Here is a 15,402-nt window from a genome sequence, read left to right on the forward strand (position 1 = left end):
ACTTAATTGCTTACTTTTGTTACAGACCTTGGTTTCCATCTTATGAAAAACTGGGGAGTTTTTCTTTCTAAGATACTAAAAATCAAGGTCTTTTCAAAACAATAACAGGCTTATTATCAGTTAATTATTTCCCTTTTTATCCTATTTTTGTCATGTACTATGCACTCAGGTTACTCTCCGTAATGTTACATTGGCTTATAGCTTGCCTAAAAATCTTGTGAATAAAATCGGACTAGAAAGTTGTCGGTTAAACCTGACAGCACAGAATGTATTGAGTTTTTATAATCCTTATCCTGACAATTTTATGAGTTCGCTTTCGGGAAGTTATAATCAATATCCTAACCTGCGAAAAATTACTTTAGGGGTTAATGTTTCATTCTAAAAAAAGAATAATAATGATGAAAATGAAAAAAATATATGGTTTAAGCACAGCTTTCTTAATGGCGATACTCGTCCTTACAGGGTGTAGTGATCAATTCCTGGAAGATAAAAGAAATTTCTCCAATGCCGGAGACGAGATTTTTGATAATTATGTAACTGCTGAAGCTCTAATCAATGATTTGTATTTACTCTCTTTACCAGCTTCAACTTCTGGTATTACTTATCAGTATCCTAGTGCCGGGACAAGCGATGCATACTCTCAAGCTACTGAAGAATATGCAGGATTAAGCTTTATTGTAGATGATGGAGTTGTACTAACGACATCCTCTACACAAATGTTAAGCCTTTTCTATAATGAACGAAAAACATCTAATAATCCTTATGGGCGTATACGTACATGTAATGATGCAATCAGAGGTATAGAACAAGGTGCCCTTAACAATGAAGAAAAGGCCAAATTGCTGGGGCAGGTATATTTCTTCCGGGCATGGACTTACTATCGTTTAGTTAAAGAGTTTGGAGGCGTACCAATTGTTACGGAAGTACAGAATGCAATAATAGGTGACGATGGCGGAATTTCATTATTTGTTCCACGTTCAACAACGAAACAGTGTATAGACTATATTTGCGATGATTTAGATAAAGCTGCGAATTATTTATCTTCTGTGAATTGGGGCAATGATAGCGACTATGGTAGGGTGACAGCTGGTACAGCTCTGGCTTTACAAGGACGCGCTCGCCTACTTTATGCGAGTCCGGTATTCAATCGTGCAGATAATGCAGACCGTTGGACATTGGCTTACCAATCAAATAAGGCTGCTATTGAAAGGTTGAAAACAGAAGGACGTAAGTTAGCATATCTTGATGATCCGGGTGAAAATGCCTCTGGATGGGCAAAAATGTTCGCTGAATATAACAGCCCTGAAGCCGTTTTTGTAACACTTTATAATAATGTGGCGAAACCGACAGGAACAACAAATCCTGCATGGTGGAATGGTTGGGAAAACTCTATTCGTCCTGCCAATACAGGAGCTAATACAGGAAAAAACACTACAAGTACGATGATAGACTTGTTTCCTATGGTAGATGGTAAAAAGCCAGGACAATCAGTAGATTATCCATATGATCCGGATTTATTTATGTTGAATAGGGATCCTCGTTTCTACCGTACGTTTGGTTTCCCTGGAGTACGTTGGGCGTATGCATATACAGGGTCTAATGGTTATGGAAATGGGACTAACTATGAATTGTGGAACTATTCATGGTATATATCTCAAGAAAGTAAAGAATCTCCGTCAGATGGTGGTTATGCTGGTGATAAATTGGGTACAGATTATAAAGGAGTATATGTTCGCAAACGTACTGATGATGCAGACCTGAATTCTACTGCTCTATATGTCTACGAAGTAGACGGAACAAAATGTTTCCAACGTAGTGCTGCCCCATATATGGAAATACGCTATGCTGAGGTATTACTTAATTTTGCCGAAGCCGCCTGTGGTGTAGGACAATATAGCGAGGCCCTGGAAGCATTGAGAGATATACGCAGACGAGTTGGCTATACTGGCAATTGTGGATTAGAAGATGGTTTGGCCGGAGATAGAGGAAAATTGTTCGGTGCAATTCTGTATGAACGCCAAATCGAATTAGCTTATGAAGGTAAACGCTTCGATGATATGCGTCGCTGGATGCTTTGGGATGGTGGTGTAGGACAATCTGCTATAAAATCTACTTGGGCGTTGACAGGATTCGGTGGAAATACATGTAACTATTTAGGACTTACTCCTTTTAATGGTACAAATAGAAAAATAGTAGAACTCCGTGTCTCGGATGATATTAACAATGGTTTGTCTTCATCTAAGGATGTTGATCCATTATTAGCTGATCGTCCTAAAGCTTGGAACTTGAAAACAGAGGCTTCGCCTAGTGCAGAATTAGTGAAATTCTATACTGAAAAATTGAAACGTAAAGAAAGAAAAGGGGATGATCTCGATAAAGTTATTTCTTTCAAACCGAAGTATTATATTGGAGGTCTTAAGGAAAATGCACAAAGAACAAATCCTAAGCTTGAACAAAACATTGGTTGGGAAGATTATATGAATGGTAATGCCCCTGGCACATTCGACCCGCTAGCCGAATAATATTAAATAAAGCAATAAACATAAAGACTTCTGTAGTTTTCTACAGGAGTCTTTATATTAGAAAAGAAAGGTTATTAGGTAAATTTATATATTTTTTAAGGTAATTAAGCCTGATCGTTGAGAGAAAGGCTATAAATTGAAACAAAAAGATTATGAAAAAGAAGTTGATCCTTGCAGTAGCAGCATTATGTATGCTAGCATTCAACACAGAGGTATTTGCCCAGTACCCCAAAGAATCTGCTGAGGTAAAGGCACATGTAGCCAAAATGATGAAAGAAGAAAGGGAAAGATCCGATGCTGCGTTTGAAAAAGCGATGGTAATTATCGAACAAGAAACCAAAGAAGGAAGACCTTACATCCCTTGGGCTGCACGTCCTACCGATTTGCCACAAGCAGAAATTCCTGCATTCCCCGGAGCTGAAGGGGGCGGTGCATATAGCTTTGGCGGACGTGGGGGTAAAGTGATTGTTGTCACCAGCCTCGAAGACAGTGGCCCGGGTACTTTGCGCGAAGCGTGCGAACAAGGAGGAGCCCGTATTGTTGTGTTTAACGTTGCCGGTATTATCAAACTTAAAACACCGCTTATCATCCGTGCCCCATATATAACTATTGCGGGACAAACAGCTCCCGGCGATGGAGTTTGTGTTGCAGGAGAAACACTGTGGGTTAATACTCACGATGTAGTGGTAAGGCATATGCGTTTCCGTAGAGGTGAGACTTATGTCGGTCGTCGCGACGATTCTTTTGGAGGAAATCCGGTCGGTAACATCATGATCGACCACTGTTCCACAAGCTGGGGACTGGACGAGAATATCTCATTCTATCGTCATATGTTCGATCCGGGATACGAAGGAGCAAAAGAATTGAAACTGCCAACAGTGAACGTTACAATCCAAAATACAATTTCTTCTCAGGCACTCGATACATATAACCATGCTTTCGGAAGTACTCTTGGTGGAGAAAACTGTACATTCATGCGCAACCTGTGGGCTAACAATGCCGGACGTAACCCATCTATAGGTTGGAATGGAGTATTCAACTTCGTAAACAATGTTATCTACAACTGGGTACACCGTTCGGTAGACGGAGGAGATTACTCTGCATTGTACAACATGATAAATAACTATTACAAACCGGGACCCCTTACGCCGAAAAATTCGCCTGTAGGTCACCGCATCTTAAAACCCGAATCGGGACGCAGCAAACTGAGCTATAAAGAATATGGCCGCGTTTATGCAAATGGTAATATAATGGAAGGTTACCCTGAAATAACAAAAGATAACTGGGCTGGTGGTATCCAAGTAGAAACTCAAGGTAATACAGATGGATATACCGAGAAAATGAAATGGAACAAACCATTTCCAATCGAAAATCCATTCCCTATTATGACAGCTCAGGAAGCTTACAACTTTGTGATGGATAATGTAGGAGCAACTTTTCCTAAGCGCGATATCGTAGACCAACGCGTTGTAGAACAAGTGCAAACAGGAAAGGTATATTATGCAAAAGACCTCAATCCTGACGATTTCTACCAATTCGAACACCGCCGTCTGCCAAAAGACTCATACAAGCATGGCATTATAACCGACATCAAGCAAGTTGGCGGATATCCTGAATATAAAGGAAAACCATATAAAGACAGCGATGGTGACGGTATGCCGGATGAGTGGGAAAAGAAATACGGGCTCAACCCTAACGATCCGTCTGATGCTGTAAAAGATATGAATGGTGACGGATATACTAATATCGAAAAATATATCAACGGTATCGACCCTACTACGAAAGTTGACTGGACAAAACCGGAGAATAACCACGATACACTGGCCAAAAGAAAAAGCCTATTATAAATAATAAAATACAATAAAATTCCGGATTGGCGGTACATATATTAAAAATGTATCGTCAATCTTTGTAACACAAAGATATTATGAGACATATATTGTCAATATTAGCCATCCTTTTTATCTCGGTTTCTTTATTCGCCCAAAATAACGATGAGGAATATAACAAAGTATTGCAACAGAGAGCCGATAAGATAGTCAAGACTCTAGGCGTAAGAAATCAGGCTGTTTACGATGAAGTTGTAGATATTATAGCCGATCAGTACAAAGGGCTGGGTACAATTCACGATAGTGCCAATGAACAAATAAAAGCAACTAAAAAGAATATTCAGAACAAGGAACAAAAAGAAACAGCCGTCAAGAACATAGAAAACGACCGTGATGCCCAACTCTATAAATTACATTGTGCATATATAGGCGCATTGTCAGTCTACCTGACCAACGACCAAATAGAAAAAGTGAAGGATGGTATGACTTATGGTGTTGTAAAAGTAACCTACGATTCTTATCTTGATATGATACCGACACTCAAACAAGGAGAAAAAGACCAATTGTATGCTTGGCTGGTAGAAGCCCGCGAATATGCTATGAGTGAATCGTCTTCGAAGAAGAAACACGAATGGTTTGGCAAATACAAAGGGCGTTTCAATAATTACCTTTCTAAAAACGGATACAACCTGCAAAAGGAACGCGAAGAATGGACCAAACGTATTCAGGAACGTGAGAGTGCCGATAAATAACAAGGATATTCATTTGTAAAACAATCATATTCGAATATCAGAAATATGAATAAGATTAATCTATTGATATTACTTCTTTTTTTGGGTGGATATATTTCCGCTCAAAAAAAGAAAGTGGAAAAACCAATCCCCCCTCTGGAGTGGAAAGCTGGAAAGCTGGTTTATACGCCAGACAGTTTGGGAAACCGTATCCCCGACTTCTCTTATGCCGGATATATGGCAGGCGAAATGCCCATACCTCAGCCTGCTGCTATAGTATCCATTCCTCGTACTAACGGTGATGCAACGACAAGCATACAAAATGCTATTAACTATATAGGGAATTTAAAACCCGGAGAGAACGGATTCCGGGGCGTTATACAATTCGATCCGGGTACTTACAAGATATCAGGAAATATCAATATCCCATATTCGGGAATTGTCCTTCGCGGTTCGGGAATGAATGCCGGAGGAACGACATTACTGGCAACAGGGGAAGACCGCAGAACCCTTATACAGATAAGCGGCAAGAAAGATATAATAAAAGGAACACCGCAGGAGATAACGGATAGTTACGTGCCTGTCAATGCAATGACTATGAGTGTTGCAGCAGGGCATAACCTGAAAAAAGGAGATAAAATATTCATCCAACGCCCCTCTACTCAGGAATGGATAAAAACACTGGGTACAGAGCATTTTGGCGGAGGAATAACAGCCTTAGGATGGAAAGCAGGAGAGCAAGACCTGTTTTGGGACAGGACTATTGTTTCGGCCGAAGGAAACCAGATAACAATTGATGCACCGATAACCACGACTCTAGACAAGAAATACGGAGGTGGATATATCATCCCTTACACATGGAATGGGCGTATAACCAATGTGGGAATAGAAAATATGACTATCGCCTCCGAATATGATACCAACAATCCGAAAGACGAAGCTCATTCGTGGACGGCGATTACGATGGAAAACATGAGTGATGGATGGATACGCAATATCGTATTCAAGCACTTTGCCGCATCGGCTGTCGCTATATTGGAAACAAGTAAACGGATAACAGTCGAAAATTGCAAATCGCTGGAACCCGTTTCCGAAATAGGAGGGCAACGCCGCTATTCATTCTTTACATCGGGACAGCAATGCCTCTTTCAACGGATATATGCGCAACAGGGCTACCACGATTTTGCAGTGGGTTTTTGTGCGCCGGGACCTAATGCCTTTGTGCAATGCGAATCCGATTTACCCTATAGCTTTAGTGGGCCTGTCGATAGTTGGGCATCGGGTGTATTGTTCGATATAGTGAATGTAAATGGCAATGTTTTGAGTTATAAAAACCGTATGCAGGAAGCGCAAGGTGCTGGCTGGAATGCTGCGAACAGCGTGTTCTGGCAATGTTCGGCTTCTTTGGTAGAATGCTTTGCTCCGCCTACAGCCCAGAATTGGGCATTTGGTACATGGGCTGAATTTTCGGGTAACGGATATTGGAACGAAAGCAACAACCACATAAATCCCCGTAGCCTGTACTATGCACAGTTGCAGGAAAGGCTTGGCGAAGCATATACCGATAGGGCTGATCTGCTCCCTGTAGGGCGCGAAGCATCGAGTTCCCCGTCTATAGCTGTAGCAAATGAATTGACAAAACAGGCATATAATGCACCGGTTACGCTTAGCGAATGGATAGATAAGGTCGTAGAAAAACAAGCGATTCCATTGTCGGAAAACGTAGATATATTAGCCACGTCGATAAATGGGATAAGAGTTCGTAAAGATTCTCCATTGGCAATTACAAACGGATGGATTACCCGCAACGGACAAGTACAATCCGGCTACAAGCACAATGTGCCGTGGTGGAACGGAACTGTACAACCCGCATACCTGAACAAAACAGCAAGTCCACACCTTACACGTTTTGTCCCAAGCCGTATGGGCACAGGGCTGACCGACAATATAGATTCGGTTGCTATGTGGATGACAAAGAATAATATAAAAGTACTCGACCACAATTACGGGCTTTGGTACGACCGCCGCCGCGACGACCACGAGCGAATCCGCCGTATCAACGGCGAAGTATGGGCTCCGTTCTACGAGCAGCCTTTTGCACGTAGCGGGCAGGGTATGGCATACGATGGTTTAAGCAAATATGACCTTACAAAGTACAACACCTGGTACTGGATGCGGTTGCGCCAGTTTGCCGAAAAAGCAGGTGACGAAGGATTAGTATTGATGCACCAGAACTATTTCCAACACAATATAATAGAAGCCGGTGCGCACTGGACGGATAGTCCTTGGCGTCCTGCCAACAATATAAATAATACAGGCTTTCCCGAACCTGCACCCTATGCAGGGGATAAGCGTATATTTCTGGCAGAGCAATTTTATGATGTCAATCATCCTGTAAGGCGTGAACTGCATCGCGCTTATATCAGGCAGTGCCTCGATAATTTCAAAGGAACAGGCAGTGTAATCCAACTGATAAGCGAAGAATACACAGGGCCTCTCCATTTTGTGGAGTTCTGGCTCGATGTTATTGCCGAATGGGAAAAGGAAACAGGTGAAAAACAGCTGATAGCCCTCAGTACGACAAAAGATGTACAAGATGCAATCCTTGCAGACCCTATCCGCTCGAAGATTGTGGATATTATCGACATACGTTACTGGTTCTACCGCAAAGATGGTTCTACTTATGCACCACAAGGCGGGCAAAACCTCGCACCACGTCAACACGCGCGTTTAGTAAAGCCGGGAGGAGTAGATTTTACTTCCGTATATTGTGCCGTCAGCGAATATAGGCAGAAACATCCCGATAAAGCTGTAACTTTCTATGCAAGCACATATCCGCAACAGGCCTGGGCGGTATTTATGGCTCAGGGTTCATTGGCTTGTCTACCCAAAATGAGCAATAGCCGATTTCTGGAAGATGCCGCTTCGATGACGATTGTGCCGGAAATGAACACCGAAGGGCAATATGTATTGGGCAATGCTGCGACAGGCTATATCGTTTATTCAGAAAACGAAAAAATATCGTTGAACCTGACGGATAAAAACAGGTATGATATTTATTGGATAAACGGAAAAACCGGTGTTGTTACCAAAGACAAACAAAGCGTTAAAGGAGGAAGCCTGATAGATATTCAAACGAAAAGCTCTATCCTCTGGCTTGTAAAAAAATAAAACACCGCTCCCCAACTCTTTCCAAAAGAGAGGGAGTTGCGATGCCATGACGAAATATATTTCGTCCATACTGATTTATAATCCTAAAGAAGAAAAAATATAATATAGTCAATTCCAAAAAATAGAAGAATGAACAATAATAAAATCTTGTCGAGGCTTGCCTGTCTCCCTCTCTATTGGAGAGGGCTGGGGAGAGGTGGCGTTTTATTTATCCTCGTATTCATTACACTAATATCTTGCAATACAAACAAAAATAAAGACCAGGAAGAACGCGAAGTCTATATGTTCACATCCTTTCGCGAGCCTGCAACCGATGGATTGAAATTACTCTATAGTTACGATGGCTATAAATGGGACAGCCTTCCGGGCATATACCTGAAACCCGAAGCCGGAGTGCAAAAACTGATGCGCGACCCAAGTATTGTTGTCGGGCCCGACAGCACGTTCCATCTGGTATGGACATGTAGTTGGAAAGGTGATCCTGCATTCGGTTATGCCTCATCGAAAGACCTGATAAACTGGTCGGAGCAGAAACATGTGCCTATCATGGCATTCGATACCACTACGGTAAATGTATGGGCGCCCGAACTGTTCTACGATGATGTGAATGACGATTTTATCATTGTGTGGGCATCTACTATTCCGTTCAAATTTGAAAAAGGAATCGAAGCCGAAGACAACAATCACCGCCTGTATTATACTCGAACCAAAGATTTCAATGATTTTTCGAAAGCCGAACTGCTTTACGATCCGGGATATAGTTCGATAGATGCCGTAATTGTAAAAAGGGATAGTGCCGACTATGTACTGGTATTTAAGGACAATACCCGCCCCGAAAGAAATATGCTGGTAGCATTCGGCAAAACGGCTGTAGGCCCTTACGAGAATCCTTCGGGAAAATTTACGGGCAACTTTACCGAAGGCCCATCCGTAGTTAAAGTTGGCGACGAATGGCTGATTTATTTCGACGCTTACGAAAAGAAATCGTATGATGCCGTATCTACCAAAGACTTTAAAACTTTTACAGATATAAACAATAAAATATCAGTGCCCGCAGGACACAAGCATGGCACTATATTTAAAGTGAAAGAAAGTATTCTAAACAATCTGAAATCAGCAAACAATGAATAGGAAGATAATTATCGCCCTGCTATTTTGCCTCATGTCCGTTCTCTCAGTTTATGCTCAGGACGGGGTGCATTATACAGGAAAAACACTGTCGAATGTAGACTATCATCACGGGCAACTTAGTCCAGCTGTCGGTACACATAACATCCAAACATTCAGAGCCAATAGGGAATATCCGCAGAAAGCGGAAGGATTGGGATGGACATACAACCACGCCCCTATGCTCGCATACTGGAACGGAACATTTTATCTGGAATATCTGAATGCCCCGGTGGGGGAGCATATGCCTCCGACAAGGACTATGATACAGACATCGAAAGATGGCTATAGCTGGACAACGCCTGTCACTCTCTTCCCTGAATATAAAGTACCTGACGGATATACCAAGCCTAATTATAAGGGAGTGGCGAAAGACTTGTATGCAATCACTCACCAGCGTGTAGGCTTCTATACAGCAAAGAATGGTAAACTGCTGGCAATGAGTTTTTATGGCGTTGCTCTGGACATGAAAGACGATCCTAATGATGGTAACGGCATCGGGCGTGTGGTGCGCGAGATAAATAAAGATGGTTCGTTCGGGCCTATCTATTTTATCCGCTACAGCCATGCCTTCAACGAGAAGAATACGGATTACCCATTTTATAAGAAAAGTAAAGATAAAGCATTTGTCCAAGCTTGTGATGAGCTACTTGCAGACCCGCTTTATATGCTCCAATGGATAGAAGAAGCAGACCGGAACGACCCGATAATTCCGAAGATAAAACCATATAAAGCACTTAGCTATTATCATCTGAACGACGGGCGTGTAGTCGGGCTTTGGAAACATGCGCTTACAACTATCAGCAACGATGGTGGACGTACCTGGCCTGAAGCAGCATACCGCGCACCCGGTTTTGTAAACAGCAATGCTAAGATATGGGGGCAAAAAACATCGGACGGGAAATATGCTACTGTTTACAATCCTTCCGAGTTTCGTTGGCCGTTGGCAGTTTCCACCAGTGAAGACGGACTGGAATATACAAACCTCTATCTGGTGCATGGCGACCTTACGCCAATGCGCTATGGCGGTAACTATAAATCGAGAGGCCCTCAATATGTAAGGGGAATATTGGAAAACAATGGCAATCCTCCGGGTGATGATATGTGGGTTACCTACAGTGTCAACAAAGAAGATATGTGGGTGTCGAAAGTACCCGTTCCTATTACCGATATGGCAAGCAGCCATGCCGATGAGGTGTTTAACGATATGCCCGAAGGTAAGGAACTCGATGTGTGGAATATCTACAGTCCGCTTTGGGCGCCTGTAAAAATAGAAAAGCGAAGCGATGGCAAACGTTGGCTTTCGCTCAAGGATTGGGATTTGTTCGATCATGCCAAAGCAGAAAGGGTTATTCCCGAATCGAAGACATTGGAAGCTTCTTTCTCTGTTTTACCAATGCAAAACGACAAAGGCAACCTGCAAATAGAGTTCCAAAACGAAAAAGGAGAAACTTGTACACGTATCATTTTCGACAAGGATGGTACGATGAAACTGAAAACAGGAGCAAGGTATAACGGGTTGACGCCTTACAAAGCCAATCAGGTGTATAATATTCAGGTTTCGTTGAATACAGCTACCCGCAGCCTTACAATGAAAATCAATGATAAACAGATTCCGACCCGCTTATTCTTTAATCCGGTGGAATCTATAACCCGCATAGTTTTCCGCACAGGAGACTTACCTACCGATCCGAATCCGAATACGCCTGCCGACAGGTTTACCGATCTGCCAAATGCAGGAGACGACGAGCCGAGAGCAGAATATTATATATCTTATCTGAAAACATCTAATCCGTCTTCAACTTCTGCAATCTTAAATGTAGACGACTATAAATCGTATGTCGACTATTTCAATGCGATGGAAGACGAAAATATCGTACAGGCTATACCTAACTCTGAATCATGGAACTGGATGAAGGCAAATATTCCTTTGTTTGAATGTCCTCAGGCTAATTTTCAGGAAATGTATTATTATCGCTGGTGGTCGTTCAGGAAACACATCAAAGAAACTCCTGTAGGCTATATTATGACCGAGTTTCTTGTAAACCGTTCGTATGCTGATAAATACAATCTTATTGCCTGTGCCCTGGGGCATCATATATACGAAAGCCGCTGGTTGCACGACCAGAAATATACCAACCAATATGTTCATGTATGGTTTAGAGGTAACGAAGGGCAACCTATGAATAAACTGCGCAATTTCAGCAGTTGGACGGCCAATGCTTTGTACAGCAAATATCTGGTAGACGGCGATAGTAACTACCTGTTGGATATGTATCCCGATTTGGAAAAAGAGTATGCAGCCTGGGAAGACGACCATCGACAACCAAGTGGCCTTTACTGGCAGGGCGATGTGCAGGATGGTATGGAAGAGACAATCAGCGGCGGACGCCGTAAGAAATATGCACGCCCTACTATCAACTCGTATATGTACGGCAATGCGATGGCGTTGGCCGAAATGGCAGAGATGAAAGGCGACGCAGCAACAGCCAAGAAGTATAAAGAAAAAGCTGACGAAATAAAGAATCTTGTTCAAACACAGTTGTGGAACAGCGACAGCATATTTTTCGAAACGTTGAGAGAGCCGGGTAGGTTTGCCCTCGTGCGCGAAGCTATTGGGTATATTCCGTGGTATTTCAATCTACCAGACGCAAAACCGGAGTATGCTCAGGCATGGAAGCAGGTAATAGACGAGAAAGGCTTCCTAGCCCCTTATGGAATGACTACGGCAGAACGCCGCCATCCCTTGTTCCGTACGCATGGTTGCTGCAAGTGCGAATGGGACGGTGCTATCTGGCCATTTGCCACATCGCAAACCCTGACAGCTATGGCTAATCTGCTGAACGGCTATAAACAGGATGTGGTAAACGATAGCGTATATTTCCGCCATATGGAACTGTATGTAGAGAGTCAGTACCACAGAGGGCGTCCGTACATTGGCGAGTATCAGGACGAAGTGACCGGATACTGGCTGAAAGGCGATCAGGAGCGCAGCCGCTATTACAACCATTCTACATTCAACGACCTGATTATATCAGGGCTGGTGGGGCTTCGTCCACGGGCAGATGAAGTATTGGAAGTGAATCCGTTGATACCTCAGGATAAATGGGATTGGTTCTGCCTCGATAATGTGCCTTATCACGGAAAGACAATTACTATCGTGTGGGATAAAACGGGCGAAAAATACAAGCGTGGAAAAGGTTTCTATGCAATGGTAGACGGAAAGGTGGTTGCCAAAGCGGATTTCCTGACGAAATTAACCTATAAAATGAAATAATAGATGAAAATACTATTTATAGGAGTCATAAACTTCCTATTGTGTTTAAATACTTTTGCTTTAGATATCTCTAACCTTACAACAGAACTACAGGAAACTCCGTTGGCGGTCGACGTCAGTAGTCCCCGTTTCGGATGGCTGCTGACATCCACCGAAAGAAGCGAATACCAGACAGCTTATCAGATTGTAGTGATGGACGGAAAAACGAAAATCTGGGACTCTGGCAAAGTAAATTCATCGGCAAGCCAGTTTGTCTCGTACAAAGGCAAGCCATTAACAGCCGGAGTCCGCTACACATGGAAGGTAAAGGTATGGAACAAGAGCGGAAAGGCAAGCGAAAGCAGCCCTTCTTATTTCGAAATGGCTCCATCATTCACCTCTTCCGATATACAATGGATAGGTGCTATTACCCGCGAAGATGCCAACCTTCCGATAGGTCGCCGCGATCTGCATGGGCCTTCGTTCAAGAAGCAGGAATATAAAAATATGTACGACCAGATAGATACATTGGCACTAAAAAGTATCGACCTGCGCAAGACTTTCAGCACCAGTAAAAAGGTAGAAAGGGCTGTCGTACATGTTTCGGGATTAGGGCATTACAATCTCTTTCTCAACGGGAAAAGGGTGAGCAAAGATATATTCACACCCGTATGGAGCGATTATGACAAGACGGTATATTATAACACCTATCAGGTGGATTCTCTTATAGTAGGAGGCGAAAACGCTATCGGAGTAAGATTAGGTAATGGTTTTTATAACGCGGTGGGCAATCGCTACCGCAAATTGTGGATATCGTTCGGACCTCCTACTTTATTTTTCAAGATGCACATCTATTATGCAGATGGCTCAAAGGATGTTATTTCTTCCGATAATACATGGAAATACAGCTTAAGTCCGGTTACCTTCAATGATATTTATGGAGGTGAGAATTACGATGCCCGTTTAGAGCAGCAGGGCTGGAACAAACCCGGATTTGATGACAAGGCGTGGAAACCTGTTGTCATGCAAGATGCACCGAAAGGAAAACTGCGGGCTCAGCAGGTAACAAATGTCCGTTGCATGAAAGAATATAGTTCCGCAAAGGTGACAAAAATAGATTCAAGCTATGTATTAGACATGGGGCAGAATCTCTCAGGTTATCCGGCTATTCGCGTAAAAGGCAAGGCCGGACAAACCATTAAGCTAACTGTTGGCGAGCAGTTGAACAAAGAAACTGGACTTGTTTCGCAAAAGCAATCGGGCAGCCCCCATACATACTATTACACGCTAAAAGGGGAAGGCGAAGAAACATGGCATCCCGAATTTTCGTATTATGGATTTCAGTATATTCAAGTAGATGGGGCAAACATCCTGTCATATAGCAATGATAAACCGACCATTCTGGATATTAAATCGCATTTCATATACAATGCTGTAGATGAAAACGGACACTTTGAGTCGTCGAACGAGATATTCAACAAAGCTCATATCTTGATTAAAAATGCAGTAAGAAGCAATATGCAAGCCGTATTTACCGATTGTCCGCACCGTGAAAAACTGGGATGGCTCGAAGAAACTCACCTCAATGGCCCCGGACTGCTCTACAATTGGAACTTGACGCAATTCTTCAATAAAGTGATGCAGGACATGGCCGACGGGCAGCAAGCTAATGGCTTAATACCTAATATTGTGCCCGAATATGTCGTGTTTGGCCACGGGCTCGAAGTATTCCGCGATTCGCCGGAGTGGGGCGGAGCTTCTGTTATTATGCCGTGGATGTATTATCGTTTTTATGGCGATGATACATTGTTGAGAAAATATTATAATGTGATGAAAGGCTATGTGGATTACCTTACTTCTATGGCTACAGATCACATCGTTTCGCATGGCTTGGGCGACTGGTACGACTATGGCGAGCACCGCGCCGGATTCTCTAAAAATAGTCCTGTACCTGTTTCGGCTACAGCGCATTATTACTATGTAACCCATTTGTTTGCCGAAGCTGCTAAATTGCAAGGCAAAAAGGCTGATGAAAAGAAGTACAGTGCTTTAGCAAAAGAGATAAGGAAGGCTTTTAATGATAAGTTTTTCGATAAAGCAAGCAAACAATACGGTTCGGGCAGCCAGTTTTGTAATGCCGTTGCCGTTTTTATGAACCTTGTCGAGCCTCAGGATAAGCAGGCCGTAATGGCTAACCTGAAAAAAGATATTGCCGAAAGAGGCAATCGCCTTACAACGGGCGATGTAGGCAACCGTTACTTGTTTCAGGCATTGGCACTCAATGGTGAGAATGAATTGATGTACCAGATGCACAACCATGAAGATGCACCGGGCTATGGTTTCCAGATAAAATTTGGTGCTACTACCCTTACCGAGCAATGGGATCCGCGCAAGGGTGCATCGTGGAACCACTTTATGATGGGGCAGATCGACGAATGGTTTTTCCGCAGTCTGGCGGGAATAGAACCTACAACTCCCGGATTCCGGGAATTTACTATTCAGCCGCAACCTGTAGGCGATCTTAAATGGGTTAAAACGAAACATAAAACCCTTTACGGCGACATCAAGGTGGAATGGGAAAATGCAGATGGTAAATTTAAGCTATCTGTGCTTGTGCCTGTGAATACAAAGGCTATCGTGATTTTGCCAAACGGGCAAAGAGAAATGGTAGGTTCGGGTCATTATAACTTCGAATGTAAAATATAGAACTTAATAAAACTAGAAAG

At 42.9% G+C, this 15,402-nt stretch carries 7 protein-coding genes; all 7 read left to right on the plus strand.

What is annotated here, in order from left to right; all coding sequences use genetic code 11:
- Positions 1-395: 395 nt before the first annotated feature.
- The 7 genes from D0T57_RS03735 to D0T57_RS03765 all read left to right on the plus strand — a co-directional run bounded on the left by D0T57_RS03735 (position 396) and on the right by D0T57_RS03765 (position 15,382).
- Complete coding sequence (locus D0T57_RS03735; protein WP_368666898.1) at positions 396-2,522, plus strand: RagB/SusD family nutrient uptake outer membrane protein; 2,127 nt, start codon at positions 396-398, stop codon at positions 2,520-2,522.
- 152 nt (positions 2,523-2,674) lie between these two features.
- A complete protein-coding gene (locus tag D0T57_RS03740; protein WP_163271028.1) occupies positions 2,675-4,369 on the plus strand; it encodes a polysaccharide lyase in 1,695 nt (564 codons plus the stop codon).
- Between the two features lie 80 nt (positions 4,370-4,449).
- A complete protein-coding gene (locus tag D0T57_RS03745) occupies positions 4,450-5,103 on the plus strand; it encodes a DUF3826 domain-containing protein (protein WP_163271030.1) in 654 nt (217 codons plus the stop codon).
- A 114-nt stretch (positions 5,104-5,217) separates the two neighbouring features.
- Entirely contained in the window at positions 5,218-8,253 is a 3,036-nt protein-coding gene (locus tag D0T57_RS16060) for a DUF6298 domain-containing protein (protein WP_221412279.1), read from the plus strand.
- 282 nt (positions 8,254-8,535) lie between these two features.
- Positions 8,536-9,384: a glycoside hydrolase family 43 protein gene (locus tag D0T57_RS03755; RefSeq protein ID WP_163271204.1), complete on the plus strand. Its 849-nt coding sequence runs from the start codon at positions 8,536-8,538 to the stop codon at positions 9,382-9,384.
- A complete protein-coding gene (locus tag D0T57_RS03760) occupies positions 9,377-12,697 on the plus strand; it encodes a glycosyl hydrolase family 65 protein (protein WP_163271034.1) in 3,321 nt (1,106 codons plus the stop codon). Before D0T57_RS03755 ends, D0T57_RS03760 begins: the two co-directional genes overlap by 8 nt.
- Positions 12,698-12,700: 3 nt before the next feature.
- Positions 12,701-15,382 (plus strand): glycoside hydrolase family 78 protein, encoded by a 2,682-nt coding sequence (locus tag D0T57_RS03765; protein ID WP_163271035.1) that lies wholly within the window; start codon positions 12,701-12,703, stop codon positions 15,380-15,382.
- Positions 15,383-15,402: the final 20 nt, after the last annotated feature.

The sequence above is a fragment of the Dysgonomonas sp. 511 genome, from assembly GCF_010501105.1.
Classification (GTDB): domain Bacteria; phylum Bacteroidota; class Bacteroidia; order Bacteroidales; family Dysgonomonadaceae; genus Dysgonomonas.

What these genes read in the sequence shown, in the direction of transcription:
- D0T57_RS03735 (WP_368666898.1), top strand. Translation starts at nt 396, where the DNA reads ATGATGAAAATGAAAAAAATATATGGTTTAAGCACAGCTTTCTTAATG.
- D0T57_RS03740 (WP_163271028.1), top strand. Translation starts at nt 2,675, where the DNA reads ATGAAAAAGAAGTTGATCCTTGCAGTAGCAGCATTATGTATGCTAGCA.
- D0T57_RS03745 (WP_163271030.1), top strand. Translation starts at nt 4,450, where the DNA reads ATGAGACATATATTGTCAATATTAGCCATCCTTTTTATCTCGGTTTCT.
- D0T57_RS03755 (WP_163271204.1), top strand. Translation starts at nt 8,536, where the DNA reads ATGTTCACATCCTTTCGCGAGCCTGCAACCGATGGATTGAAATTACTC.
- D0T57_RS03760 (WP_163271034.1), top strand. Translation starts at nt 9,377, where the DNA reads ATGAATAGGAAGATAATTATCGCCCTGCTATTTTGCCTCATGTCCGTT.
- D0T57_RS03765 (WP_163271035.1), top strand. Translation starts at nt 12,701, where the DNA reads ATGAAAATACTATTTATAGGAGTCATAAACTTCCTATTGTGTTTAAAT.